Raw genomic sequence first — 25,152 nt, 5'->3', positions numbered from 1 at the left:
TGTTTGTTTATGGTTGATTTTCAATTCCGAATTGAAAATTTGGTATTATAAACTATTCCAGTTTACGGCGTTCGCGTTCTGTTTTAAGCAGGTTCAGTTCACGGCTGGTTTGCCCGGCTACCGATGTGTTTTCTTCGGCGCGGCGAATAAGATAAGGCATTACATCACGCACAGGGCCAAACGGCAGGTACTTGGCTACATTGTAACCATTAGCCGCAAGGTTAAAGCTTATGTTGTCGCTCATGCCATACAACTGGCCAAACCATACACGCTTGTCGCCTTTATCTATACAGGCTTTATTCATCAGTTTTATCAGTTTGTATGAACTGTCTTCGTTGTGCGTACCGGCAAATATGGCCATACTGTCTATATGGTCTAACATGTAGGCAATACAATCGTTATAATTAATATCGGTAGCTTCCTTGCTGATGCAGATAGGAGAGATATAGCCCATTTCCTCAGCACGCTTGTTCTCCTTTTCCATATAAGCGCCACGAACTACCTTCATACCAATATGAAAACGCTCGGCTTTAGCCCTAACGTGTAGTTTTTTCAGGTAATCAAGCCTATCCCAGCGGTACATTTGCAGGGTGTTAAACACTATGGCTTTCTCCTTATTATATTTTGCCATCATGTCGGCTACCAGACTATCGGCGGCATCTTGCATCCAGCTCTCTTCGGCATCAACAAGTACAGGTACATCACTTTCATAAGCGGCTTTGCATACCTTTTCAAAACGGTTGGTTACACGTTGCCACTCTGCAGCTTCTTCCATGGTTAAGGTTTTTCCTTCGCCCAGCTTTTGCCACAGGTCAAAACGTCCAAATCCTGTAGGTTTAAATACAGCAAACGGTATGGCTTTTCGCTCTTTAGAAAATTCTATTACTTTTAAGGTGATGTCCAGCGCTTTGTCAAATTCACTTTCATCCTCTTTCGCCTCTACCGAATAATCCAGTACAGACGATACACCTTTAGTATACATCCTGTCTACTACCGGCAGGCAGTCTTCTTCATTAGTACCGCCACAAAAGTGGTCGAATACCGTAGCACGGATAAGCCCTTCTACCGGCAGGTGCGCCTTAAGGGCAAAATTTGTTACCGCAGTGCCTATGCGTACCAGTGGCTGCGAGGCTATAAGTTTAAATAAAAAATAAGCCCTTTCCAGCTCAGTATCGCTTTTAAGGCTAAAGGCATTAGCTGTGTTGTTAAAAATCTTCTCCATTTGGTTAAAAAATCTGTTACAAAGATACATACCACCTGAGAATTTATCATATAAAATACTTTATTTTGCTATATCTCTAAAATATTATTCATGCAGCAGATAAACGGCTCAGATTATACGGTTTATTTTGATACTGATTGTTACGCTTACTTACAGCAATTGCTGGTAGCGGGCAGCTATAGCCGTATTTTTATTCTTTCAGACGAAAACACTTCGGTACATTGCCTCCCACGTCTTTTGGGCAGCCTTGCTACCGAAATTCCTATTGAATTGCTGGAAATAGAGCCGGGAGAAGAAAATAAGAACATAGATACCTGCATTCAGCTTTGGGAAGCATTAACAGAACTTGGTGCCGACCGCAAGAGCCTGATGATAAATGTAGGAGGTGGTGTGCTAACTGATATGGGCGGTTTTGTGGCACTTACCTTTAAGCGCGGGATGGATTTTATAAATGTGCCTACTACGCTGTTGGCTATGGTAGATGCATCGGTAGGAGGGAAAACGGGTATCGATCTGGGGTCTTTAAAAAACCAGGTGGGTATTATAAGTAACCCCAAGGCTGTTTTAATTGATACTGCTTTCCTGGAAACCCTACCTGTAGAACAAATGCGCTCCGGACTTGCTGAAATGCTGAAGCATGGCCTTATAGCCGACAGGGGGTACTGGAATGAGTTTACGAGTATGGAGTCGCTTACTACCGATGATTTGGCTGCTTTAATACATCGCTCCGTTGAAATAAAGAATGAGGTTGTACTGGAAGATCCTACCGAAAAAGGCCTGCGAAAAATATTGAACTTCGGACATACGCTGGGGCATGCTATTGAGTCGTATTTTCTTGAAAGTGACGATAAAGAGATGTTGTTGCATGGTGAGGCTATAGCTATAGGTATGGTACTTGAGGCACATATATCTGCCGCTATGGGTATGCTGCCCGTTACAGAATACCGCGAAATAAAAGAGGTGATTAACAGCCTGTATCCGGTGGTAGATTTTACTCCAAATGATATAGAGGTTATCATGTCTTTGCTGGTACACGATAAAAAAAATGAGGCCGGTGAGGTTAAATTTACACTTCTGGAAAAAACGGGCAAAGCAGTTATCAACAAAATTGTTGAGAATTCATTGATAATCAATGCGTTTGAAGACTACCAAAACTAACATTTTTTTAAGACATTTGTTTTTAAATACGAAGTATATTTTTTTACATTTGCCGGGATGAAATTGAAACTTACGTCGTTTTTGCCCTTTGGGGTAATCAGCAAAAATTGGGTTCCGGGCATAGTGGCTCCGGCCAAATTTGCTGTTAGTAACGTACTGTTTGCAGAAGTTTTGTACAATATACTGTGCAGCCGCGAAAAGCTGCAGATACGTTATGCTAATCTTAGGGTTTGAAAAAGGTTTATTTTTTTTAGGATAACCGCCAAATTCTTAAACTTATAATCCATTAGCAAACAAACAGATGAATACAAAATATTTCGACCTGATAAACCAAACTTTTTATTTCCCACAAGAGGAATTTACTCTAAGCAAGGATAATCAACTGCAATTTCATAACATAGATCTTATGAAGCTTGTAGAGCAGTATGGTACACCACTAAAGTTTACTTATTTGCCGCAAATTTCAAATAATATACGTAAGGCTAAGGACTGGTTCCGTAATGCCATGGAAAAAAACCAGTACGAGGGTAAGTATTATTATTGCTACTGTACTAAGAGTTCGCATTTTGAATTTGTACTTAATGAAGCCTTTAAGAACAAAATACATATAGAAACTTCGGCCGCATTTGACGTAGATATAGTAGAGAACCTACTTAAAAACGGAAAAATAAACAGGAATACGTATGTAATATGTAACGGTTTTAAACGCGATCAGTACATTACAAACATAGCCAGGCTTATAAACAATGGCCATAGCAGGACTATTCCTATTATTGATAACTTTGAAGAGCTGGATTTGTTACAGGAACAAATTCAGGGTAAGTTTAAAATAGGTATCCGTATAGCAAGTGAGGAAGAGCCTAAGTTTGAATTTTATACTTCAAGGCTGGGTATAGGTTATAAAAATATTGTACCTTTTTACCGCAAGCAAATACAGGAGAACAAGAATCTTGAGCTAAAAATGCTTCACTTCTTTATTAATACAGGTATCAGGGATACTTCGTATTACTGGAACGAGCTTGCCAAGTGTCTTAAGGTATACGTAAGCCTTAAGAAGGAATGTCCGTCGCTGGACAGTCTTAACATAGGTGGTGGTTTCCCTATTAAGAATTCGCTTGCATTTGAATACGATTACCAGTACATGATCGATGAGATTGTGAACCAGATTAAAATAGCCTGTGAGGAAGCCGAGGTAGATGTACCAAACATTTTTACTGAGTTTGGTTCGTTTACAGTAGGTGAGAGCGGAGGAGCTATATACAAAGTGCTTTACCAAAAGCAACAAAACGACCGTGAAAAGTGGAACATGATTGACTCGTCTTTCATTACTACACTACCGGATACATGGGCTATAAACAAGCGTTTTATTATGCTTGCCATAAACCGCTGGAACGACCAGTACGAACGTGTATTACTGGGCGGACTTACGTGCGACAGCGACGATTATTACAACTCTGAGCAGAACTTAAACGCCATATACCTGCCTAAGTACAGTAAAGATAAGCCACTATATATAGGCTTCTTTAATACCGGTGCTTATCAGGAAACCATAGGTGGTTTTGGCGGGCTTCACCACTGCCTTATACCGCAGCCGAAGCACATACTTATAGACAGGGACGAAAACGGATTCCTGGCCACAGAGGTATTCTCTGAGCAGCAGCAGGCTCCGGATATCCTAAAGATACTGGGCTATGAGGTAGAGGGTAATAATGACAAGTAAAAAGACATTGATAAACTAAAATACAACAAACAAATGAACAAAGGACCAATAAGCCAGTTCATCGAAAAGTACTACCTGCACTTTAACTCGGCAGCACTTGTAGATGCGGCTAAAGCTTATGAAAAGCAGCTGCAGGACGGTGCCAAGATGATGGTAACCCTTGCCGGTGCCATGAGTACAGCGGAGTTGGGTAAAATATTTGCCGAAATGATCCGTAAAGATAAAGTACAGATTATTTCATGTACAGGTGCTAACCTGGAAGAAGATATTATGAATCTTGTGGCGCACAGCCATTATGAAAGGGTACCAAACTACCGCGATCTTACTCCACAACAGGAGTGGGACCTGCTGGAGCGTGGCCTTAACCGTGTTACCGATACTTGTATACCGGAGCACGAAGCGTTCCGTCGCCTGCAAAAACATATTTACAAAATATGGAAAGATGCAGATGATAAAGGTGAGCGTTATTTCCCGCATGAGTTTATGTACAAAATGCTGCTTAGCGGTGTTCTTGAAGAATACTATGAAATAGACCTTAAAGACAGCTGGATGTATGCTGCAGCCGAGGCTAACCTGCCTATTATTGTACCGGGATGGGAAGACAGTACTATGGGTAACATCTTCGCGTCTTATGTGATTAAAGGCGAGCTTAAGGCAAGTACCATGAAAAGTGGTATAGAGTACATGACCTTCCTTGCAGACTGGTATACTAAAAACAGCGATAACGGTATTGGCTTCTTCCAGATTGGTGGTGGTATAGCCGGTGATTTCCCTATCTGTGTGGTGCCTATGCTGTACCAGGATATGGAAATGCACGATGTGCCGTTCTGGAGCTATTTCTGCCAGATATCAGATTCTACCACAAGTTACGGTTCTTACTCGGGCGCAGTGCCAAACGAAAAGATAACATGGGGTAAACTTGATATAAATACGCCAAAATTTATTATAGAAAGTGATGCTACTATCGTTGCACCTCTTATATTTGCGTACCTATTAGATTTATAATTGACATATGAAAAGAGTTATTGTTGATTACGCCAAGCTTACAAACGAAATTTTAACCCTACTGGTTGAAAGGTTTCCTGATGGTTATGATGATTCGCATATCATCCGTTTTAAAAACGCCAAAAACGAAACTATTGAGGCCGTAGAAGTTAGAACCGAAGATACTATTTACCTTGTTAAGGTAAGTACTAAACTTGCAGACAGGATAGAGAATTTTGACGACGACGATATGGACGATCCGGCAGATGACCTGGATGCACTAAAAGACCTGGAAATGGGCGGTGATGATGATGAAGATGATACCCCTAAAAAGGAAAAATCGAGTTCTCGTGAAAGTGATGGAGATGATGATGAAGACGACGATGATGACGATGACGACGACGATGATGAGGATCGTGATTATGACGACGATGAAGATGATGAAGACGACGAAGAATAGTCAGAAATTTTATATATAGGGTTCCATATTTTGGAACCCTTTTTTTATGCTGTGGTACGACATTTGCAATTATCTTGATTATGAAAAAGTTAATGATACTATTAGCCATGCTTCCTTTTTTTTTAATCTCCTGTAATAATAGGGGAAAGGAAGTACCTGTAGATGTGGTAATAGATGACGTAGTACCACAACCCGAAACAGTAAACGGTTTTCAGCGTTTTTTAAAGGTAACAGAGTTTAACGATACACTTTTAAACAGGGTTGTGCGCGATACCATGGCTTTTGATATGAACCGCAGGGGAGATAGTATAAAAGGAAGCCTGTTACTAAAACCCTATGAAAAGGACAAAAAGCTAAGTACCTATGAAGGGGTTATTAATGGTAATTCGGCCAGCGTAATTGCAGTTTCATTTGCAGAGGGCGAACAGTATAAGGAAGAGTTGTTTTTTACCCTTACAGACAGTGCTGTGGCTATAAAGTTTGGTGAAATGATAAAGGGTAAAAACAATACCTGGTACTATAAAAACAAGAATACGGCACACCAGGAAGTGCTGGAAAGAGTAGAGTAGTGCTACCTTATAAATATCCTTATTCCTACAATAATAAGGCATAGAGATAGCGCCTGTAATATAACTGAGCTTTTTAACTTGCCCGAAAAATACGCACCCAGTTGTGCTCCTGGTACTACACCGATAGCTAATAATACAATTAGTTTTATTATTTCGGGACTGTTATAAGTGCCTTCGGTAAGGTGGGTAATCACTGTAGCGGTAGCCATTACAGACAAGATAAAATGCGAAGTTGCAGTGGCTATATGTACCGGAAAACGCAGCCAGTTTACCATGGCAGGTACGTGTATAATACCACCGCCTATACCCAGCAAAGGAGATATAAAACCAACTACTATACTAATTGCGTAACCCTTTATTTTACTAAAGCTATAGGTAAATGTTGTGCCGGTTTTATCGGTAAGTGTATGGGTAGCGTAACCCTTTGTGGCAGTTATGGCTGTATGTGTTTTAAGAGGCCTGCTGTTTTTGTAAAAAAGATAAACGGCTAATACTACCAGCAATATGCCAAAAACAAAACTAAAGGCATCACGCGGGATGTATTTTACCAGAAGAGCGCCAAGTACAGATCCCGGTATGGTGAATGCACTAAAGCTGATCCCGGCCTTGTAATCTATACGTCCTGATTTTGCATAAGCTGCTGTACCCGATATGGCGTTTAATGAAACAACCGCCATAGATATGGCCGTAATGCGCTCAGTACCCAGTTCAGGGTAAAATATAAGCAGCATTGGCACAAGTATAAATCCGCCTCCGGCACCTATAAGGGTACCGCAACTGCCTATAATAAAGCCCGCCGCTATAAGGAGTATGTTTTCCACCTGAATAACCAATTACAAAACAAATTTCAGTAATATTTCGATTTAATCCTAATTGTTTTGAATTTATTTCACTTAAATAACTATTTTGTTGATAATATTGTAAAAATATAGATTTAGTAGACTAATGAAAAAATAACAAGGGCCACCCGTATGGGCAGCCCTTTGTTTAAGGAATATTTGATATGTATATTAGTTAGGATAGCCTTGGTTTTGGGTAAAGTCTTTAGAAATATCCATGGTAGACTGTGGTATAGGGAAAATCCTCCTGTACGGCTCAGTCACCGGTTTTGCAGAACCAGGAAGCGCTTGCTCGTATTTACCGAAACGTATCATTTGCGGCCTTCTCCACATTTCCCAGTAGGTTTCAAAACCTATTTCCCTGTATAAGATGTCCATGTCTATAGACGGTATTGCAGTACCTGCAGCATTGCCATAAAGCGCCTCACGTGTACGGCTTGTGCGAAGCATGTTAATATCTGCAAGGGCAGCGGCGCTATTACCTTTACGCATATAAGCTTCAGCCCTCATGGTGTAAATACCTCCTAAACGGTATAGTGATATGTCTACGTTGCTGGATCCGTTTCCTTCCTGAGGGTCAAATTCATATTTAAAGCAACGAGCACCACGATTAATCTGGTTTTGAGCAAACACAGCTTGGGCAGGATTGTCAAAATTCAGTTCAGGTGTAAAGTTCATAGGGGTAGTTGTACTCTTTTCGCATACCAATGAAGATACTTTTATCCTGCCATCGTCTGTCATTTCCAGTGTACCGCTCGAAAGTAGTTTAGGACCGTATTGCTGACCGTAAAGTATACCCCTGTTAAAGTGGAACCAAGGGTTTTGTGTGCCTACTACAAGGCTTGTAGCGGGTACACTTACGTCGGTACCGTCGTTCATAAACCAGGTACCGTCGCTGTACTGGTAGTGCCTTGAAAACCTTGGGTCGTCATGGAAACCATCCCATGTGGCAAAGAACTCAGGAGTAAGACAAGAACCGTTAGTTCCCCTGTTTCCGGCCGAACACCTTTGGTTACGTTCGCAGCTCATGTACGCCAGGTCGTTATCACCGTTGTGTACGTAATCTATTTTTTGCACTATGGCAAATATAAGCTCACTACCGTTTGTGTTATCTATATCAAAATTGTGGAAATAGTTACTCTCCAGGCTGTAAATACCAGAGTTTATAATAGCGCTGGTATACTCTATAACCTTGTCCATATCGGTACCGTTTCCGCTCACAGCAGTCTCAGTAAAGTTAAAGCTTGCGCTTGCGTTATAGCGGTCTTTATATACGGCACGGTTAAGGTACATAGAGCTAAGCAGTGCATAGGCAGCCTGTTTTGTAAAACGGCCGTGGTGTGTACCCTGTGTATTCATATCAGCAAGGTTAGGCAGCAGGCTTTCTACTTCTACAATAAGTTCGTCTATTGCAGTATCGGCTTTGCGTACCTCCAGCGGGGCGTTAGGATTCATTGGGTCGCGGTACGGTGCCTGCCCAAACAAATCTAACGTGTGGTAGGTATAAAATGCAAGAAGGCCACGAGCCTCAGCAAGAAAAAGCTCTTTTTGGTCTATAGTACTTGCACTGATAATGTTTATAGCCGTTAACGAGCGTGTAATACCGTTAGTAAGGTTGTTCCAGTTAGTGGTTACCACTGCATTATCAGGAGCCCAGGTAAACTCGTGCATGGCACGCCATTTTCCGCCGTCACCCCAGTCACTTCCACGGGTAGGTAGTAACGACATATCGCTGGCATAGTCTTGCATGGCTATCATACCACCGTTGTCTACAAAAGTTCCGTCGCCAAGGCGGTCATAAGCCGCGGCAAGTGCGCCGGCCGGATCTGAAGCATCAGATCCCAGTACTTCGTCAAGCACCTGTTCGTTCAGCGATGTACAGCCGGCAAGAATAATTGCTGTAACGGCTGCAAGTAAAAGTTTTCCTTTATGTTTATTCAGTTTCATAGTAATTAGATTTTTAGGGTTGCACCTAGTATAAATGTCCTTGAAGTAGGGTATGCACCGTAGTCTATACCGATACTTTGGTTACCACCGCTCGATTTTGGCGAGTTTATAAGTGGGTCGTAGCCTGTATATGGCGTTATTGTAAGCAGGTTAGTACCTGTAACGTATAGGTTTAAGCTTTGTAGCCAGTTTAGTTTAGGGTGTTTAAACGTGTAACCTAAGCGCGCACTGTTAATACGCAGGAAGTCAGATTTTTCAAGGTAAAGTGTAGATACCTGCGGAGAGTTAGACGGGTTAGCACCGCTTTCATAATAGTTTGTGGCTACGTTCCTGTCTGATGCAAGGTTGTTTATGTTTAGTGCATTAAGCCCGGTATTGTTTAGCAGGTAGCCACCGCTTTGTCCTATGATAGACATAGAGAAGTCGAAGCTCTTGTAGCGCAGGTTAGTGTTAAAACCGTAAGTAAGTTTAGGTAGTGCACCTTCTTTTATAAAGCGGTCGTTGTTATCTATAACACCGTTATTGTCTTTGTCTACGTAAGTAGCAGCGCCGTTTTCATCAAAACCATTAAATTTAAGCAGGTAGAATGAACCGGCTGCATAACCGCTTTTATAAATGTTAGCTAATACACCGCTTTGCCCCGGACCTGATACTGTACCCGAAAGGATTTCAGATACCGGAAGGTCCTTAATCTCATTTTTAAGTGTGGCACCGTTAATGTCTGCCGACCATGAGAAATCCTGCGTGTCTATGATTTTAGACCCCAGCATTACTTCTAAACCCTTGTTTATTATCTTACCATTGTTTACGTTAGTCCACACATACGTTGTAGGGCTAAGTACCGGAGCAGGGATATAAAGGATAGCATCGGTAGTGGTCTTGTTAAAGTAATCTACAGTACCATACAGTTTGTCGTTAAGGATGCTGAAATCAGTACCTACGTTGTACTGTGTTACTACTTCCCACTTAAGGTCAGGGTTTGGTGTACGCGACACAGATATACCGTTTACAAGCGTCAGGTCGTCATACAGGTAGTAACCGTCAGACGGGCTAAGAGCATAAGCAGCCAGGGTTTGTTTGTTTTGTACGTCCTGGTTACCGGTTTGTCCCCAGCTTAAACGAAGCTTCAGGTTAGATATAGTTTGAGAATCCTTTAGGAAGCTTTCCTGCGAAATGTTCCAGCCAAGTGCTGCCGATGGGAAGTAACCATATTTGTTGTTTGCACCGAAACGTGTAGAACCGTCGGCCCTTAAAGATGCTGTTACAAGGTACTTATCGTTAAAGGTGTAGTTTACCCTGCCGAAGTATGATTGTAGCTCATTTATCTGTGCATAACCCGATACACCGGCCTGTGTGCCCTGGAAAGCAGGGTTGTTTGCAGGGTTTACACCAGTATCCTGGTCGGCAATACCATCCATAATAAAGCTGGTACCGCTACGCTCAAATTTCTGGTATGAGAAACCGGCAAGGGCTTCAACTTTATGAGTACCAAACGTTTTGTTATAGGTAAGGTAGTGTTCTAATAGCGAGCTTTTAGATTCCATGTTGCCCTGTACATAACGTCCGTTAGGGTAACGGTCTGTAAGGTTAGGATACATAGTAGTGTTCCTTTCAGACATAGAACGGTCTATACCTACATTCAGCTTATACTCAAGTCCGTCTATAATACGGAATGATGTTTCTACATTACCCAGTATACGTGTGGTGCGGGTTTCGTCGCTGTATACGCTTAGCAGGTAAGCAGGGTTGTAGTGGGCATTCATGTTAAAGTTGGTATAATCGCCGTTTTCGTCAAATACAGAACGGGTAGGGTTAGCCATCAACGCATGGATGATAAGCTGTCCGTCGCTACCACCGTCATCACCTGTAGGTACTCCGCTGTCTTTGGTTTCGCTGGCAGTAAGGTTTGCCTTAACACGCAGGCGCTTGTTATCCAGGAATGATTCAGCTACGTTTACCCTTCCGGTAGTACGCTTAAAGCCGCTGTTTTGCACAATACCTTCCTGATCCATTTGCGAAAGCGATACATAGTAGTTACCACTGTTTGATTGCTTAGAAAAGGAGAATGAATTGTTTTTAGTAACCGCAGTACGGAATATTACATCCTGCCAGTCGGTATTTCCACCGTGGTCAAATGCCGGGTCGCCACCGGTTTCAGTAAGTGCATTACGGTACTCGCTTGCGCTAAGCACGTCTATTTTGTGCGCTACCGATGAATAACCAAGGTACGAATCCACCGTAAAGTTGGCTTCGCCTTTTGCGCCTTTTTTAGTGGTTATGATTACCACACCGTTACTACCACGGGCACCGTATATAGCGGCGGCAGAAGCGTCTTTAAGCACGGTCATCGATTCGATATCGCTTGTGTTCAAAAAGTTAAGTGGGTTTTTGGCCGATGAAGTACCAAATCCCATGTTTGGCCCAGACGGACTTGCGTCGTCGTTAGTAAGTGGCACACCGTCTACCACAAATAGCGGTGTACTACCGCTACGGATAGAGCCTATACCTCGTATACTTACGTTGATACCTGCACCCGGCTCGCCGCTGGTAGGTACTACGCGTACACCGGCTACTTTACCTTGTAGTAGGTTATCTGCAGAAATGTTTACACCCTGGCGGAACTGCTCAGAACTAAGTTGTGTTACAGATCCTGTAAGGTCTTTTTTGGTTTGGTTACCGTAACCTATAAGTACTACTTCCTGAAGCTCGTTAGCACCAGATTTCATGTTTACGGTAATTTCACTGCCGTTTACAGTAACGGTTTGTCGTTCAAAGCCAACAAACACTATTTCAAGGGCGGCGCCCTGTGCAGCTTCAATTTCAAAGTTACCGTCCATGTCGGTAACGGTATTTTTTCCGTTAGCTTTATTAATAACGGTAGCTCCCGGTAGCGGCATGCCGGTTTCATCGAGTACACGGCCTTTTACGGTTTGTTGAAATACAAAAGCTTTTCCTGCTTTTGTGGTAACAGTAATACTATTTATATTTACTGTTGTGTTTGCTTCGGCACTGTACCCGGTTTGTAACGCCATTAGGGCAGGTGCAATAAAGCAGTACTTTTTAAGGTTAAAATGTGTAGTTTTAAAATACATTGGGTTTTAAGTTGTTTGTTTATACACGGCTTAATACTCCGGCCGTAACTGTTGCAGCAGTTGCGGCCCCTTTTGTTTTTTTGGTATACCAAAAAGGGTTATATCATAGGCAGAGCAGTTTAATTTTATATATTTAATTGGGTCTGTACAGGAGAAAAAAGTTAGGTGCGAAATAAGGCAACAACGAGCGGAAACGTTTTTTTTAAAGGTTATTTTTAAATTAAGAAGATGTTTACCGAACTAACCTATGTTAGCTCCTAAAACGTTTTAATAGTAAGCAATGGTGATTTTGTGTTTACTTAAAATTGATGTAGGGTTCAATTTTTGTTTGCGTTTAGGTAACACGGCTCTAATATGGGGGGAGTAGCTTTGAAATCCTGAACAATTCATTAAATTCCCAATATGAAATTTTTTCAATTACCGCTTGTGCTGGCCTTCAGTGCAGGTTTTTCTTTTACAGCTTTAGCCCAAAACGACAACCTTAAACTAAACCAGATTCAGGTTATAGGTTCTCATAACAGCTACCGAAAAGCTATAGAACCACAACTGTATGAGGCTTTACATAAGCTTGATACTACACGCGATCTTAGTGGGCTGCAATATGACCATATAGAAACCACCAAGCAGCTGGATATGGGCCTGCGTAACCTGGAAATAGACATCTATGCCGATACACAGGGCGGTAGGTATGCACACCCCAAAGGGCTTGAACTGGCTAAGCCTATTACTCCTTATAATACCGATGGTGCTATGAATAAGCCGGGCTTTAAGGTTTTCCACATGACGGATGTAGATTTTCGTACCTGGTATACCACGTTTGACGAACTGCTTATTGCCCTTAAAAAATGGAGTGATGCACATCCCGGGCACGAACCAATATTTATAACCCTTGAGCCTAAGGATGAAGACAGCAAGCTGGGAGGTACAGCCGAAAAGTATTCTCCACAGGTGTATGATGCTGTGGATGCTACTATAATTAAAAACTTGGGTAAAGACAAACTGATAACACCGGATATGGTGCGCGGAAATTACAAAACCCTTGAAGAAGCGGTGCTTAAAGGTAACTGGCCTACGCTGAAACAGGCGCGCGGCAGGTTTATGTTTATACTGGACAATAACGGCAAAAAACGCGACCTTTATATGGAAGGGCATCCTTCGCTAAAAGGGCGAGTGGCTTTTGTAAACGTAAAACCCGGTACTCCCGAAGCAGCAGCTATGTTCCTGAACGAACCGCAAAAAGACAACATTAAAGAAATGGTAGAGAAAGGCTACATTATACGTACTCGTGCCGATGCCGATACTAAAGAGGCTCGTAAAAACGATTACAGCCGCTTTGAAGCTGCCAAAGAATCAGGTGCGCAGATAATAACTACTGATTATTATTTACCAAGTACTTTCTTTACCTCGCCTTATCATATTTCATTTGACAAGAATACTTATTTCAGGATAAACCCTGTTTCAGGTAAAGTAAAATAGCTAGTTCTTCTTTTATACCCTTTAAACGAAAAATCCCCTTTACCTAAATAAGATAAAGGGGATTTTAATTTGAAATGCTGTTTTTTAATATACTATCTTTTTAGAAACCGTTCCTTTTGCAGTTTGTATCTCTACAATCAGTACCTGTTGTTCTGCATTTAGTCCATTTATGCTGGTTTCAGTGGTGTTTAGCCCGTTTTCAGTAAACAGTTTCCTTCCGCGAATGTCATAAATACTAACACCCTGCATAAGTGTATTGCCAGTATTAATGCCTATTGTATTACCGTTTTTATAAACAACAACGGTGCTGGCGTCTATTACCGGGTTTTCGGTGCCAAGTGCAGTAGTGGTATATACTATATCAAAACGGTCGTTAAATATACCGGCTTCGGTAGTAAAGGTATAGTCGTTATCATTAAGGTTACGTACTAAGCCTTCTGTTTTATCTACCAGGAATACCGACTGGCCGTTTGCAAATACACCGTCGTTATGATCCATGCTTATTGTATATTCACCAGCGGTTACAGCATTAAAACCTACAGTTACCAAGTCTTGGTTTTCAAACTGTGGCCTTGCCTGTACCGCAAAGTTACTTTCGGCAGCAATGGTATATAGGCTTATGTTGTTTCCGTCTACCATGGTTTTACCATCATAACCATAGTCAAATCCGGTAGTGGTATTCTCCATATACGCCACAGCCATTTGACTGAAAGCGCCTGCCTGGTTTGTAAGGTTTAGCCAGTAGCGTGATTTATTTATACCGGCATTAGGGTTTACATTTTTAAAGAAGGCTTGTCCGGCAGATGATGCTGCAGTCCTCATGCTGTTATTAAAGGTAAGTATAGCACCTGTAGTAGCTGTAAATTTAGTCTGTACAAAGAAGCCTTGCGTAGGAGCCAGTGTCCAGGTGGTTTCGTCAGGGTTAGAAAAATATCCTGCCTGATCCTGCCCTCCCATAGCCGAGCCATTATTCGCTGTGAATGCCGATAGTGTAAGTGTGGCATAGGTTGATGTTGTCGCATTGTTTCTCTTCCTCCATAAATAGAGTGTACCTGTTTCCAGCACATCAGTGTTTTGTGTTATAAACTCATACAGGCTGATAGGCGACGGGTATGGGTTACCTACAGCATTGAAGCGGTTAAGGTCAAGTGAAAGGGTTTTCGTAATTGTTCCATTGTTAGGTACACCTTCAAATTTACCCGGATAATAATAGTTATCAGTACCTGCGGTATATTCGGCAGGTGTGGTTACACCATCGTTTGTAGTGCCTGTTACGTCGCTTGTTAGCACGTTTGGCATACGGATAAGGTAACTTTTAGCGGCTTCAAATTCTGTTGAAGAAGGAATAGGGTTATATAGTTGAGCATTTTCGGCTGCAACATATATGTATTCATAAAAACGACTAGCGACTGTAGCAGGACTAAATTCATACAGTGTGTACCCTGTAACCGGAGATGACCAAAGTGTGTAGTCTAACCTGTATAGTGGGTTGCTGGTCTTTTTTACTGTCACTTCGGCAGTATTTGCAGCAGTGCTGTTTTGCAGTAACGATGCATTATTTTCTATCACAAAATCATTTACCGCACTGTTGTTTGTAATACCTTCTTCAAGTATTACTGTGGTGTTTTCTGAAAGCGTAAAGGTATACCCATTGTTAAGTGTAATGCTTTTTGCTGTAAATGTACCATCAGTAGCAGTGGTATAATCTTCAGCTATAATTACATCAGTAAGTGCATTAGGGGTTTGCCCGTTTGGTTGCCATTGAGGTGCTGTAAGCCCATTTGGTATTACCCATGTAAGTGTTTCAGATAGTGTAGTTACGGCTATGGTATTACTGTTAACCGAGGTGTTGTTAGTGCTGTATGCCCTAACCCTGTAATAATACGTGGTATTATCTTCAAGGCCTGTTACAGCATCTGAAGTACCGCTTACCGTTTTATTTTCGTATCCCGAAACATAATCAGGTGTAAAGTTAAAGGTATGGCTGCCCAGGTATGTTCCGGTATCTATTGTATAAACATCCCATTCTGTTGCCAGGGTAGGGAAGCCCGAAGCGGGGTTAACCGATACGCCACTTGTTACAGAGGCTTTACGTACAAGGGTTTTGTCTAATGTAGAATATCCGCCGGTTGCTGTCCATTGCGTGCCCGGATCCTGGCCTATAGTTCCTATTATGTCTACATAAGTGCCGTCTGTTTTGGCTAGTACCAGCGCATCATCTCCGTTATAGTTGGCTATAGAGTTACTGGTTATAGCTGTACCGCTGTAAATGGTAGCTGCCGAGTTTTTGTACACAATAGTTTGTCCGTTTGCCAAAGACCCCGACATGTTTACTGTACCCGTTGCAGCAGTAGCACCGTTAGCATAGATTTGAAGTTTATAGCCCGAAAGGTCTACTGTTTCTCCTGTTCCATTGTATATTTCAAGGTATTTGTTGTTTGATGAGCCTTCTACGTATTCTGAGAAGAACAGGTCTGTAGCCAGTGTGCCAATACCAAAGTGTTCGTATTTACTTACATCAAGTTGATATGATGAGGCACCCGTTACTGCAGTCCAGTTTGCGGTAAATGTTGTATAGTCTATATCAGTGGCAGCAGTAGCCGTAGGCGCATCAAGTGATTCTGTTGTAAAAGACTGCTGGCTGCCATAGTGTGTACCGGCGCCGTCTGAAATAAATGCTTTATAGTAATACGTTGTTGCAGGCAATAATCCGGTTACTGAGGCGCTGAAACTGCCGCTGCTAAGATTTGAGGCTGTAACTACGGTACCGGCACCATTAGCAAATCCCGAAGTAGTACTGTATTCAAAACCGTATGTGCTGAATGATGAACATCCGGTAGTAGATGTAGCATGTAAAATTGCGGTGTTTGCGGTTATCTCTGCTCCGCTGGCGGCTACAGTAGTTACCGTACCCGGAGTATTTATACCTGTACCCGTTGCGGCTACGGTTAGTTGGGCAGAACTGTTGGTACCCTGTCCGTTTACCGGTATATTACCATCATAAGATTGTGCTGCGGTAGGGGTAAGGTGTACCCATACGGTTGTTTCGCTTCCTGTAAAGCCTGTTATGTTAAGGGTACTGGTATAGGTTCCGGTTTCGGTTAACGAGTACGAATATCCTGCCAGTGCATCTACAACTATGGTAGCACTGCCAGCTATATTAGTACCTGTAAAGCTGAATGAACCGGTAGTGTAACTGTTAAGGCAGATGTCTCCGAAAGCCAGAGATGAAGTACTTAGCGCAAGTGTAGGTGCGGTAGCTTCGCTGGTTGTTTCGTTTGCGCTACCGCTCCAGTTTGTAAGAGCTGAGGCAGTGTTACGTGCACGGCTGTCAAATGTATAGGTTGTGGCCGGTGCAAGGCCTGTTACGGTTACAGGAGATGCCCATTCGGCAGCGGTTTGAAATACTTCTGTAGTATTTATGCTACCGTCTGCCTGTACAAAGTAATTGGTATAAATACCCCCGTTTACCCTGATTGAATATTTAGAAGTGGCATTGTTGCCGTTTTCGGCAATGCTTACTTGTAGTGTAGTGCTTGTAGAAGTACTTGTAGGGGTGCTTACAGTAGGGGTGCCCGGTGTAATACAGCTTGTAGTAAAGCTGTATTCGGTTCCGTAAGCCGTACCGTTTTCGTTAATTCCATACGCCCTGTAATAGTATAGTGTGTTAGAAGTCAGTGGCGTCAGTGTACTGCTATACGTATCAGGGTTAGATCCGCTGCCAGCGCCTTCATTAGTTTTGGTAGTAAGCGCGGTAGTAGGGTTAGCCGCGGTATCCCATACCACACCCTTAGCAGTTACGGTACCATTAGGGTAGCTTATGGTGCCACCCGATGTGGCCGAAGTAATTGTAGATACCGTAGTGGTAACCTGTGTGGTGCTTATGGCCGGCCCCGATACCGCTGCCGTAAAGTTCTTGATGTAGAATGCCGAATAAGCGCCAAGGCTTCCTGTGTATTTAAAGGCTACGTGTACGTTACCCGATACAGGTAACTGTACACTCCCTGTGCCGGTAACGGTAGTTACTGCTGTGGCCCCCGAAATAGTATAAAACGTAGTCCATGTAGCGGTAGATGGTGCACTATAGCCGTCATAATTTGTAGAATATTGTAGCAACAGGTCGCCTCCGGTATAAGGCACTGTGTAGTTAAAAGTAATAACAGCACCGTTAATACCTGTAAACTTAGGCGATATTAACCACGATTCTACCGATGGGTCTACGTTATACCCGTTTGCATAAGCCCCGGTAGGGGTAGAGCTGCTGTATAACCAAGGTTTATTTCCGGTAACGGCATAGCTGTACCAGTCGCCCAGTGAGGTACTGAAAGGCTGCGAGTATGGCAGGGTGGCAGTATTAGGTGGGGTTATGGTTATGGTTTTAGATGTAATTACACTGTCTATAAGACCGCTGCCTGTGGCAATGGCCTTAATGGTGCTGGTACTTGTTATACTAAAAGGCCCTGTATATGGTGTAGAGGCCGATGTAGGTGTAGAACCATCGGTGGTATAATAAATTGTAGCCCCTGATGTAATAGTAGATAGCGTAACAGAAGCCGAACCCCAGTAGGTATCGGTGCCGTTTGCCACACCAGTTGCAGCTATGGTAGGTGCCGCGGCCTGGCTGGCTGCTGCAAGCGTAGCGGTAATGCTAAAGTTGTCTACGGCAAGGCCGTCATCAGCACCTGTAGCGTTTGAATCGTTCCAGCGGATGAATAGTGTGCCTCCGCTGGCAAGGTTTATACCCGTAAAAGTATATGTTTTTGCAGTGTTGTTCCCGGTAGTGTTTCCCACTAAGGCACCGGTAGGCGCTGTTGTTACAGGCGCTATAAAGTCCAGGTTGTCCTGGTCAGTCCAGGTACCGGTTGTTAATGATGTAGCATCGGTGCTGTACTGAAAGTCAAGTTTATCTTCGCGCCCGGTAGCACCCAGGCGCCACTGCTCACCCGTGTAGGCTATTTGCAGGTCGTTAATGGTACTGCCGGTATTGTTTACAAAATAAAAACCAATAGAATATGTAACAGTTGAAGATAGTAGTGTTCCTAAGGCTCTGTCTGTAGCAGATGCTACACCAAAGCTATAGGTATCACCTGTGTTTGTGCTTCCTGTACCTGCTGTTAAGACTGTAGGGCTTGAACCTCCTACTTCAGAAAAATACCAGCCGTTTAGTGCGGTGTTGTAATTGTTAAGGTTTCCACCAGTTGCTGTAGCAGTACCCGAAGCAGGTAAAGCATCAAAGGTCTGGCTATAGGTAGTACCTGTTAGTGAATATTGCCCCCAGGATACTGCCGAGGTGAGGAGCACCGTAACCAGTATAAGGAGGTTGAACTTAATGTGTAATTTTTTTCCCATTCAAAGTAATAATTAAAGTTCTTTTTTCGGTTTCAGAGAGCATAACATGTGTTATGCAAATATAAAATTTGAACTTTATCTATTAAAAGAATGTTGATAAGTAGTTGTTTATGTTTTATTTATGATTTATTTTCTATTAAATATAAATATCGTTATTAAAAATATAATTTAAAAGGGTTAAAATTATGTGTTTGTTAAAATTTAAGACTTTATTTATGTATCAGTTTTAATATTTTAACGGTTTTACCGTTGGTAATTGTTAAAAAATACATTCCCGGCGCATTTTTCTCTACCGAAAAAGTGCCGTTTGTTACAGAAATGGGTATTTGTTGTCCTAACATATTGTACAAAGCATAATTGTATTTTTCACCTTCAGTATTCATTATATGTACCTCGTCGTTTGTACAGGTAGGGTACAGGTATATATTGTTTAATTTATTAGTTACGGTAGCCAGCAGCCCCCATGTATCTTCGGCCTGCGGGCCATTCCATATACGGTTTGCAAGGTAAGGGTTGTCTATAAACGGGTTTCGGTTGCCCTGTAGTTGTTGCAGTACATCATTTCTGTTTGTTTCGTAGTAGCTTACCGGGTCTTCCTCGTTCCATTCCAGGAAAATATTAGGCATATCGCCATATGTACTGTAACTGGTATCGCCGGCGCCTACTACGGTAGCCTCGCACTGGGTGTTGTAGCGCACGTACATATACATCATCATTCGGGCTACATCGCCTTTCCATTCATCACCCGGATAAAACTGGTCGTTTGGCAGGGTAGTAGCATTTCCGCTTCCGTCAGCAAAAATGCGGTTGCTGCGGCTGCCGTTCATACTGTTATCTATCGCCCTCAGGTGGTGCGCATCCGATCCCGGCCCTTCAAACTCCAGGTTTGGGTTACCCAAAGACCTTGGGTATACGTGTTCGCGCACCCAAAGCCCGGTGCAACTGCTGGTATGGCAGCTAAGGTCTTTATCGCGGGTGCGGTCTGTGCTTACATCAGTGTCGGTATCATCGTATCCGTAAACCAGTAATACATTTTCACTATTGGTGGGGTCCAGGTCGGTTTGTACCAGGGCATCCCATGCGCCCGGGGTATATACAAGCTCGGTAGTATGTGTGTCGGTAATCAGCGTAGCCAGTTGTGCCTTTAGTGCATCGCCGGTAAGGCTAAAGTCTATGCTGCTGTAGTATTGCGGTACCTGTGCTGCGGCTAAAAAAGGTAAGCTTATAAGGAGTAAAAGTTTCTTCATGGAGTAATAGTTTAGGAACCAAATATACTAAAAAGGCTAACCTACTGCCCGTTAAAGTTATTTATGAAATATTTATTAATTGTTTAAGCCGTCATCTTTGAGTACTTAACAACTCCTTAACAAATCTTTTTGCTATTTTTGGAGGATGATGGCTCCTGATTATTGCCTTGTTATTTTATTCACTTTGCCTACCCGTATTATGCGGGATTTCAGGCTGTATGGCATTAGCCATTTTACCGGTAAAACTACCCAGCTGACATGATTCTTATTGTAGACGACCAGCGGGAGAACATCCTGCCCCTTAAAAAAATACTTGCCCTGCATAACCTGGACTCTGATTCGGCCGAATCGGGGGAAGAGGCACTTATTAAAATCCTGAAAACAGATTATTCCCTTATCATCCTCGATGTGCAAATGCCGGGTATGGATGGTTTTGAGGTAATGGAAATTATGGCGGGAAGCTCGCGCACACGCGATATTCCGGTAATATTCCTTTCGGCAATAAACAAAGAAAAAAAATACATTTCTAAAGGATACGAAACCGGAGCGGTAGATTATATAACCAAGCCCGTAGACCCGGACCTGCTGATACTTAAGGTGAAAACATTCCTGAAATTGTATGAGCAAAAACAGGAACTGCGCCAGATTCGCGATATTTTAAGCAAAGAAATTGAAATACGTAAAGAAGCACAGGACAACCTGGAAGCCAAAGTGGAAGAGCGTACCCGCGAGTTACTCCAAAAAAATGAGGAACTGGAACTTCGAAACCATGAGTTGCAGCAATTCAGCTGGGTGGTATCGCACGACCTGAAAGAGCCACTGCGGAAAATAGAAATGTTTACCAAAATAATCAGGGACAGGTATATTACATCTGACGATGCGCAGGATTATATAAGCCGTACACTACGTTCGGCTAATCGTATGTCGAGGCTTATTACCGACCTGATAGATTATTCGCGTCTTTCCTCTAAAGTAGTACCCGAACAGGTAGACCTTAATGATGTTATTAATGAAGTAATTACTGATTTTGATTACCTCATAGAAGAAAAAGATGCACGTATAAGTTTATCTCCGTTGCAGTCTATACATGGTGTAAGGAGTCAATTAAGGCAACTTTTTCAGAATTTAGTGGGAAATTCGCTTAAATTTGCGAAAGTTGGTGTTCCGCCTCAAATAACAATAGAAGGTGAGTATACTAATGAAAAAAGCTTTGATGCTCCTGTTTCCAATGCCCGGGATAACTTCTATCGCATCGTTGTAAAAGACAATGGGATAGGATTTGATGAAAAATATTTAGACCGTATCTTCATCATCTTCCAGAGCCTTAACGACCGCCAGCAGTATGACGGTACCGGAATAGGCCTGGCCATAGCAAAGAAAATAATAGAAAAGCACAACGGAATTATTACCGCAAAAAGCGCGCCGGGCGAGGGTGCCAGCTTTATTATGGTATTTCCTGTTTAATAACTCCAAAAAGACAAAGACAGATTAGATGAATACAAATTTCAGGAGAAATTTATTTATAGGTTTTAGTATATCATTCATTATATTAATAATAAGCTCTTTAGCTTCTTATTTTTGTATAGGTAATTTGCTGGGCAGTAATAAAATGGTAGACCATACGCAGCAGGTTATATCTAATGTAAATAATGGTAATACTGTTTTACTGGAGGCACAAACCAGTATGCGCGGATACCTTATAACCGGCAAAGAAGAGTACCTGAGCCAGTATAAAGGTGCGCAGCAGGAATGTAATTCATACTTTGATGAAGTAGAACTGCTTACGCTGGATAATCCCATACAGCAAAAAACACTTCAAAAACTGGCACCGCTTGTAGATTCGTATTTCAATTTTATGGAAGACCGCATTAAGCTTAAGCGAGAGCATCGTACGGTTTATCCTGAAGATATAGACGAAGGCAGAAGAATTATGGGGGCGATAAGGAAGTGTATTTCCGACCTTCAGGAAGAAGAGCAAGGACTGCTTAAACAACGCATGGAGTATACTGAGAATTATAGTGATGCATCGGTAGTTACCATAGTGCTTGCAGCGTTGTTATCACTTTTTATAAGCGGTTTTTACTTCAGTAAGATAATGCGCGATTACAGGGAACGCGCTGTGCTTCATGAAACCCTTAGGCAAAAAGACAGGGAAATGAGCGAACGTATTGAAGTTATCAGCGGAATAGCTTCGCAAATTTCGGCAGGAGACTATGAGATTCGTACCAATGACCGTCAGAATGATTCTCTTGGCTCATTAAGCGGTTCGCTTAACAGTATGGCGAGGTCACTAAGCCAATCGTTTAAAACGCTATCTGATAATGAGTGGGAACAATCGGGTATAGCAGAGCTTAATACCGTAATGATAGGCGAAAAGCCGGTTGAGCAGCTGTGTAGTGATATAGTAGACTACATAGCCTCTTACATTAACAGCGATGCTGCTGCAATTTACATTGTAGAAAATGATATGCTTCATTCTGTGGCGGGCTACAGCTTTGTGCCTTCAGAAGAAAGGCGAAATGTAAAGTTTGGCGACGGCGTTTTGGGCCAGGCGGCGCTATCGGGTAATATGATAGAGCTTAAAGGCATAGAAACAGAAAACATAAGTATTTCTTATGCCCTGGGAGAGTTAAAACCGTCGCACATTATAGCGCTTCCACTTAAAGATATTAAGGTAGAAGGCGCTATGGGGCTGGTAAGCGTAAAAGGGTTTTGCCCTCGCGAGGTAGAGTTCCTTAAAGCAGTATCAAATAACATAGGCATAGCCCTTAAGGCAGCCCGAAACCGTAAACGCCTGCAGGAACTGTTAGAAGAAACCCAGGCACAAAGTGAGGAGCTAAGAGCACAACACAGCGAACTGGAAAGCATGAATGCCGAACTGGAAACGCAAACTGAAAAACTACAGGCCAGCGAGGAAGAACTGCGTGTGCAACAGGAAGAACTACAGCAAACCAATGAGGAACTTAGCGAACGTGGTGCCTTGCTGGAAGAGCGTAATATGGAAATACTTAAAAAATCGGAAGAGCTGGAAATATCTACCCGATACAAGAGTGAGTTCCTGGCAAATATGTCGCACGAACTGCGTACTCCGCTAAACTCTATACTACTGCTAAGCAGGCTACTTTCTGAAAACAGTGATAAGAACCTTAATGATGAGCAAATAGAATTTGCAAGGGTTATACAAAGTTCGGGTAACGGATTGTTAGGGCTTATAGATGAGATTCTGGATTTGAGCAAGATAGAATCCGGAAAAATGGACCTGGATTTTTCTGATATACCTACAGAAGAAGTTACGTCAGCCCTTAAGGGTATGTTTACCCCGATGGCAAGGGAAAAGGCAATTAGCCTTTATATAGATGATAAAGATGCACCGGTGGTGCTGCGTTCAGATAAAATGCGCCTGGAGCAGATACTTAAAAACCTGCTTTCTAATGCTATTAAGTTTACCAGTGAGGGTAGTGTAACCCTTACTGTAAAAAAGCTTCCTGAAAACGATAAGCTGATACAATTTACGGTTAAAGATACAGGTATAGGTATTCCGCTGGAAAAACAGGCCATGGTGTTTGAAGCATTTAAGCAGGCAGACGGTAGTACAAGGCGCAAGTACGGAGGTACTGGCCTTGGCCTTTCTATAAGTCGTGAACTTGCCAAGTTACTTAATGGTGAACTTGCTCTTAAAAGTGAAGCAGGAAAAGGCAGTGAATTTACCCTAACCATTCCGGTATATGGTACTCCTGTTCCGCAACATGTTGTAGTATCTCCTTCTAATTTGGTACAACCTAAGGTTGATGTCAAACCCGTTGCTGAAAAAGAAACCCTGCTGGACAGGCCGGTAGAAGATTATCGCAGTACAGTAATCCCTGAAAGTGTAGAAGACGACCGCGAGAGCCTGCAACCGGGAGACCGTTCGGTACTTATCGTTGAAGACGATGTGCCGTTTGCACGCACTTTGTTAGATTTTACGCGCAAGCGCGGTTACAAGGGTATTGTAAGTGTACGCGGCGACCAGGCACTGGATCTTGCACTTGCTTACAGGCCATCGGGGGTATTGCTGGATATAGAGCTTCCTGTAAAAAGCGGTTGGGAGGTTATGGAAGAGCTGAAGGCTAATGCTCAAACCCGCCATATACCGGTGCACATTATGAGTAGCCATAAGCTTAAAAAAGAAAGCCTGCTTAAGGGGGCTGTTAACTTCCTGGATAAGCCTATGGCGTATGAGCAGATACCGGACGTGTTTAAACGTATAGAGCATTTTATAAACCGTGAATCGCAAAAGGTACTTATTGTAGAAGACAACCCTAAGCACGCGCAGGCACTTTCATATTTCCTGGGGTCTTATAATATTAATTCGGAGATAAAAAGCGCTGTTACAGATGGCGTTGAGGCACTAAAACGTGAAGAGGTAGACTGTGTAATATTGGATATGGGTGTGCCCGATAAGCAGGCGTACCAAATCCTTGAAAACGTGAAGCAAACTCCGGGCCTTGAAAACCTTCCGGTTATCGTATTTACAGGTAAGAGCCTGTCTATGAAAGAGGAGTTTAAAATACGTAAGTATGCCGACAGTATTATTGTAAAAACAGCCCACTCGTACCAGCGTATGCTTGATGAGGTTTCGCTGTTCCTGCACCTGGTGGAAGAAAATAAAGGAAAACCCGGCGATGCAGGTAAGAAGCGCGGTGCCATGAATAACATCCTCAGCGATAAGAAAGTACTGGTTGTAGACGATGATGTACGTAATATATATTCGCTTACAAAGGCACTTGAAGCCCTAAAAATGACAGTTATTACGGCTATTGATGGTAAAGAGGCTTTAAAAACCCTGAACCAGAACCCAGATACCGATGTGGTACTACTGGATATGATGATGCCTAACATGGACGGATATGAAACAGCAGCCCATATAAGAAGGGATGGCAGGTTTAAGAACCTTCCTGTTATAGCAGTAACGGCTAAGGCCATGACCGGCGACCGTGAGAAATGTATTAATGCCGGAGCCAGCGATTATATTACAAAGCCTGTAGATACAGACCAGCTTTTATCTTTGCTAAGGGTATGGTTATACGACAAACAATGATCATTTTAATAT

Annotated in this window: 15 protein-coding genes and 1 pseudogene; 10 read left to right on the top strand and 6 right to left on the bottom strand. The window is 42.6% G+C overall.

Annotation, left to right across the window (positions count from 1 at the left end; translation table 11 throughout):
• Positions 1–52: 52 nt before the first annotated feature.
• A complete protein-coding gene (locus ACLI1A_RS04530; RefSeq protein ID WP_411406547.1) occupies positions 53–1,222 on the bottom strand; it encodes a proline dehydrogenase family protein in 1,170 nt (389 codons plus the stop codon).
• Between the two features lie 90 nt (positions 1,223–1,312).
• On the opposite strand from ACLI1A_RS04530, the gene aroB reads away from it, so the two are divergent.
• From aroB to ACLI1A_RS04500, 6 genes are all read left to right on the top strand, one after another.
• Positions 1,313–2,380 carry a 3-dehydroquinate synthase gene (gene aroB, locus ACLI1A_RS04525; RefSeq protein ID WP_411406545.1) on the top strand — a complete coding sequence of 356 codons (1,068 nt, stop codon included), beginning with the start codon at positions 1,313–1,315 and terminating at the stop codon, positions 2,378–2,380.
• Between the two features lie 57 nt (positions 2,381–2,437).
• Positions 2,438–2,614 carry a hypothetical protein gene (locus ACLI1A_RS04520; protein ID WP_411406543.1) on the top strand — a complete coding sequence of 59 codons (177 nt, stop codon included), beginning with the start codon at positions 2,438–2,440 and terminating at the stop codon, positions 2,612–2,614.
• A gap of 67 nt (positions 2,615–2,681) precedes the next feature.
• Positions 2,682–4,100 (top strand): arginine decarboxylase, encoded by a 1,419-nt coding sequence (locus ACLI1A_RS04515; protein WP_411406541.1) that lies wholly within the window; start codon positions 2,682–2,684, stop codon positions 4,098–4,100.
• A gap of 33 nt (positions 4,101–4,133) precedes the next feature.
• Positions 4,134–5,105, top strand: a complete 972-nt coding sequence (locus tag ACLI1A_RS04510; protein ID WP_411406539.1) for a deoxyhypusine synthase family protein — start codon at positions 4,134–4,136, stop codon at positions 5,103–5,105.
• Positions 5,106–5,112: 7 nt separating this feature from the next.
• Positions 5,113–5,544, top strand: a complete 432-nt coding sequence (locus tag ACLI1A_RS04505) for a DNA primase (RefSeq protein ID WP_411406537.1) — start codon at positions 5,113–5,115, stop codon at positions 5,542–5,544.
• 80 nt (positions 5,545–5,624) lie between these two features.
• Positions 5,625–6,113: a hypothetical protein gene (locus ACLI1A_RS04500; protein ID WP_411406535.1), complete on the top strand. Its 489-nt coding sequence runs from the start codon at positions 5,625–5,627 to the stop codon at positions 6,111–6,113.
• A 2-nt stretch (positions 6,114–6,115) separates the two neighbouring features.
• Here ACLI1A_RS04500 and ACLI1A_RS04495 read toward each other — a convergent pair whose 3' ends face one another.
• From ACLI1A_RS04495 to ACLI1A_RS04485, 3 genes are all read right to left on the bottom strand, one after another.
• On the bottom strand, positions 6,116–6,934 hold the full coding sequence (locus ACLI1A_RS04495; protein WP_411406533.1) for a sulfite exporter TauE/SafE family protein: 819 nt from the start codon (positions 6,932–6,934) through the stop codon (positions 6,116–6,118).
• Positions 6,935–7,123: 189 nt separating this feature from the next.
• Positions 7,124–8,899 (bottom strand): RagB/SusD family nutrient uptake outer membrane protein, encoded by a 1,776-nt coding sequence (locus tag ACLI1A_RS04490; RefSeq protein ID WP_411406531.1) that lies wholly within the window; start codon positions 8,897–8,899, stop codon positions 7,124–7,126.
• 5 nt (positions 8,900–8,904) lie between these two features.
• A complete protein-coding gene (locus ACLI1A_RS04485) occupies positions 8,905–11,991 on the bottom strand; it encodes a SusC/RagA family TonB-linked outer membrane protein (RefSeq protein WP_411406529.1) in 3,087 nt (1,028 codons plus the stop codon).
• A 402-nt stretch (positions 11,992–12,393) separates the two neighbouring features.
• Here ACLI1A_RS04485 and ACLI1A_RS04480 point away from each other — a divergent pair, with 402 nt between their 5' ends.
• Positions 12,394–13,467, top strand: coding sequence for a phosphatidylinositol-specific phospholipase C1-like protein (locus ACLI1A_RS04480; protein WP_411406527.1), 1,074 nt, complete (start codon positions 12,394–12,396; stop codon positions 13,465–13,467).
• A gap of 84 nt (positions 13,468–13,551) precedes the next feature.
• On the opposite strand, the gene ACLI1A_RS04475 is transcribed toward ACLI1A_RS04480, so the two are convergent.
• Positions 13,552–18,816 (bottom strand): chitobiase/beta-hexosaminidase C-terminal domain-containing protein, encoded by a 5,265-nt coding sequence (locus tag ACLI1A_RS04475; RefSeq protein ID WP_411406525.1) that lies wholly within the window; start codon positions 18,814–18,816, stop codon positions 13,552–13,554.
• A 209-nt stretch (positions 18,817–19,025) separates the two neighbouring features.
• A complete protein-coding gene (locus tag ACLI1A_RS04470) occupies positions 19,026–20,063 on the bottom strand; it encodes an endonuclease (protein WP_411406523.1) in 1,038 nt (345 codons plus the stop codon).
• 258 nt (positions 20,064–20,321) lie between these two features.
• On the opposite strand from ACLI1A_RS04470, the gene ACLI1A_RS04465 reads away from it, so the two are divergent.
• The 3 genes and pseudogenes from ACLI1A_RS04465 to ACLI1A_RS04455 all read left to right on the top strand — a co-directional run bounded on the left by ACLI1A_RS04465 (position 20,322) and on the right by ACLI1A_RS04455 (position 25,140).
• A complete protein-coding gene (locus ACLI1A_RS04465) occupies positions 20,322–21,527 on the top strand; it encodes a response regulator (protein WP_411406521.1) in 1,206 nt (401 codons plus the stop codon).
• A 28-nt stretch (positions 21,528–21,555) separates the two neighbouring features.
• Positions 21,556–22,821 (top strand): annotated as a pseudogene (locus ACLI1A_RS04460) (CHASE3 domain-containing protein); the annotation flags it as partial.
• Between the two features lie 240 nt (positions 22,822–23,061).
• Positions 23,062–25,140, top strand: coding sequence for a response regulator (locus ACLI1A_RS04455; RefSeq protein ID WP_411407213.1), 2,079 nt, complete (start codon positions 23,062–23,064; stop codon positions 25,138–25,140).
• Positions 25,141–25,152 lie beyond the last annotated feature (12 nt).

The sequence above is a fragment of the Flavobacterium sp. RHBU_3 genome (genome assembly GCF_046613565.1).
In the GTDB taxonomy this organism is placed as follows: Bacteria; Bacteroidota; Bacteroidia; order Flavobacteriales; family Flavobacteriaceae; genus Flavobacterium.
The sequence above is the reverse complement of the archived record's forward strand: the minus strand, read 5'-3'. Positions and strand labels throughout refer to the sequence as shown.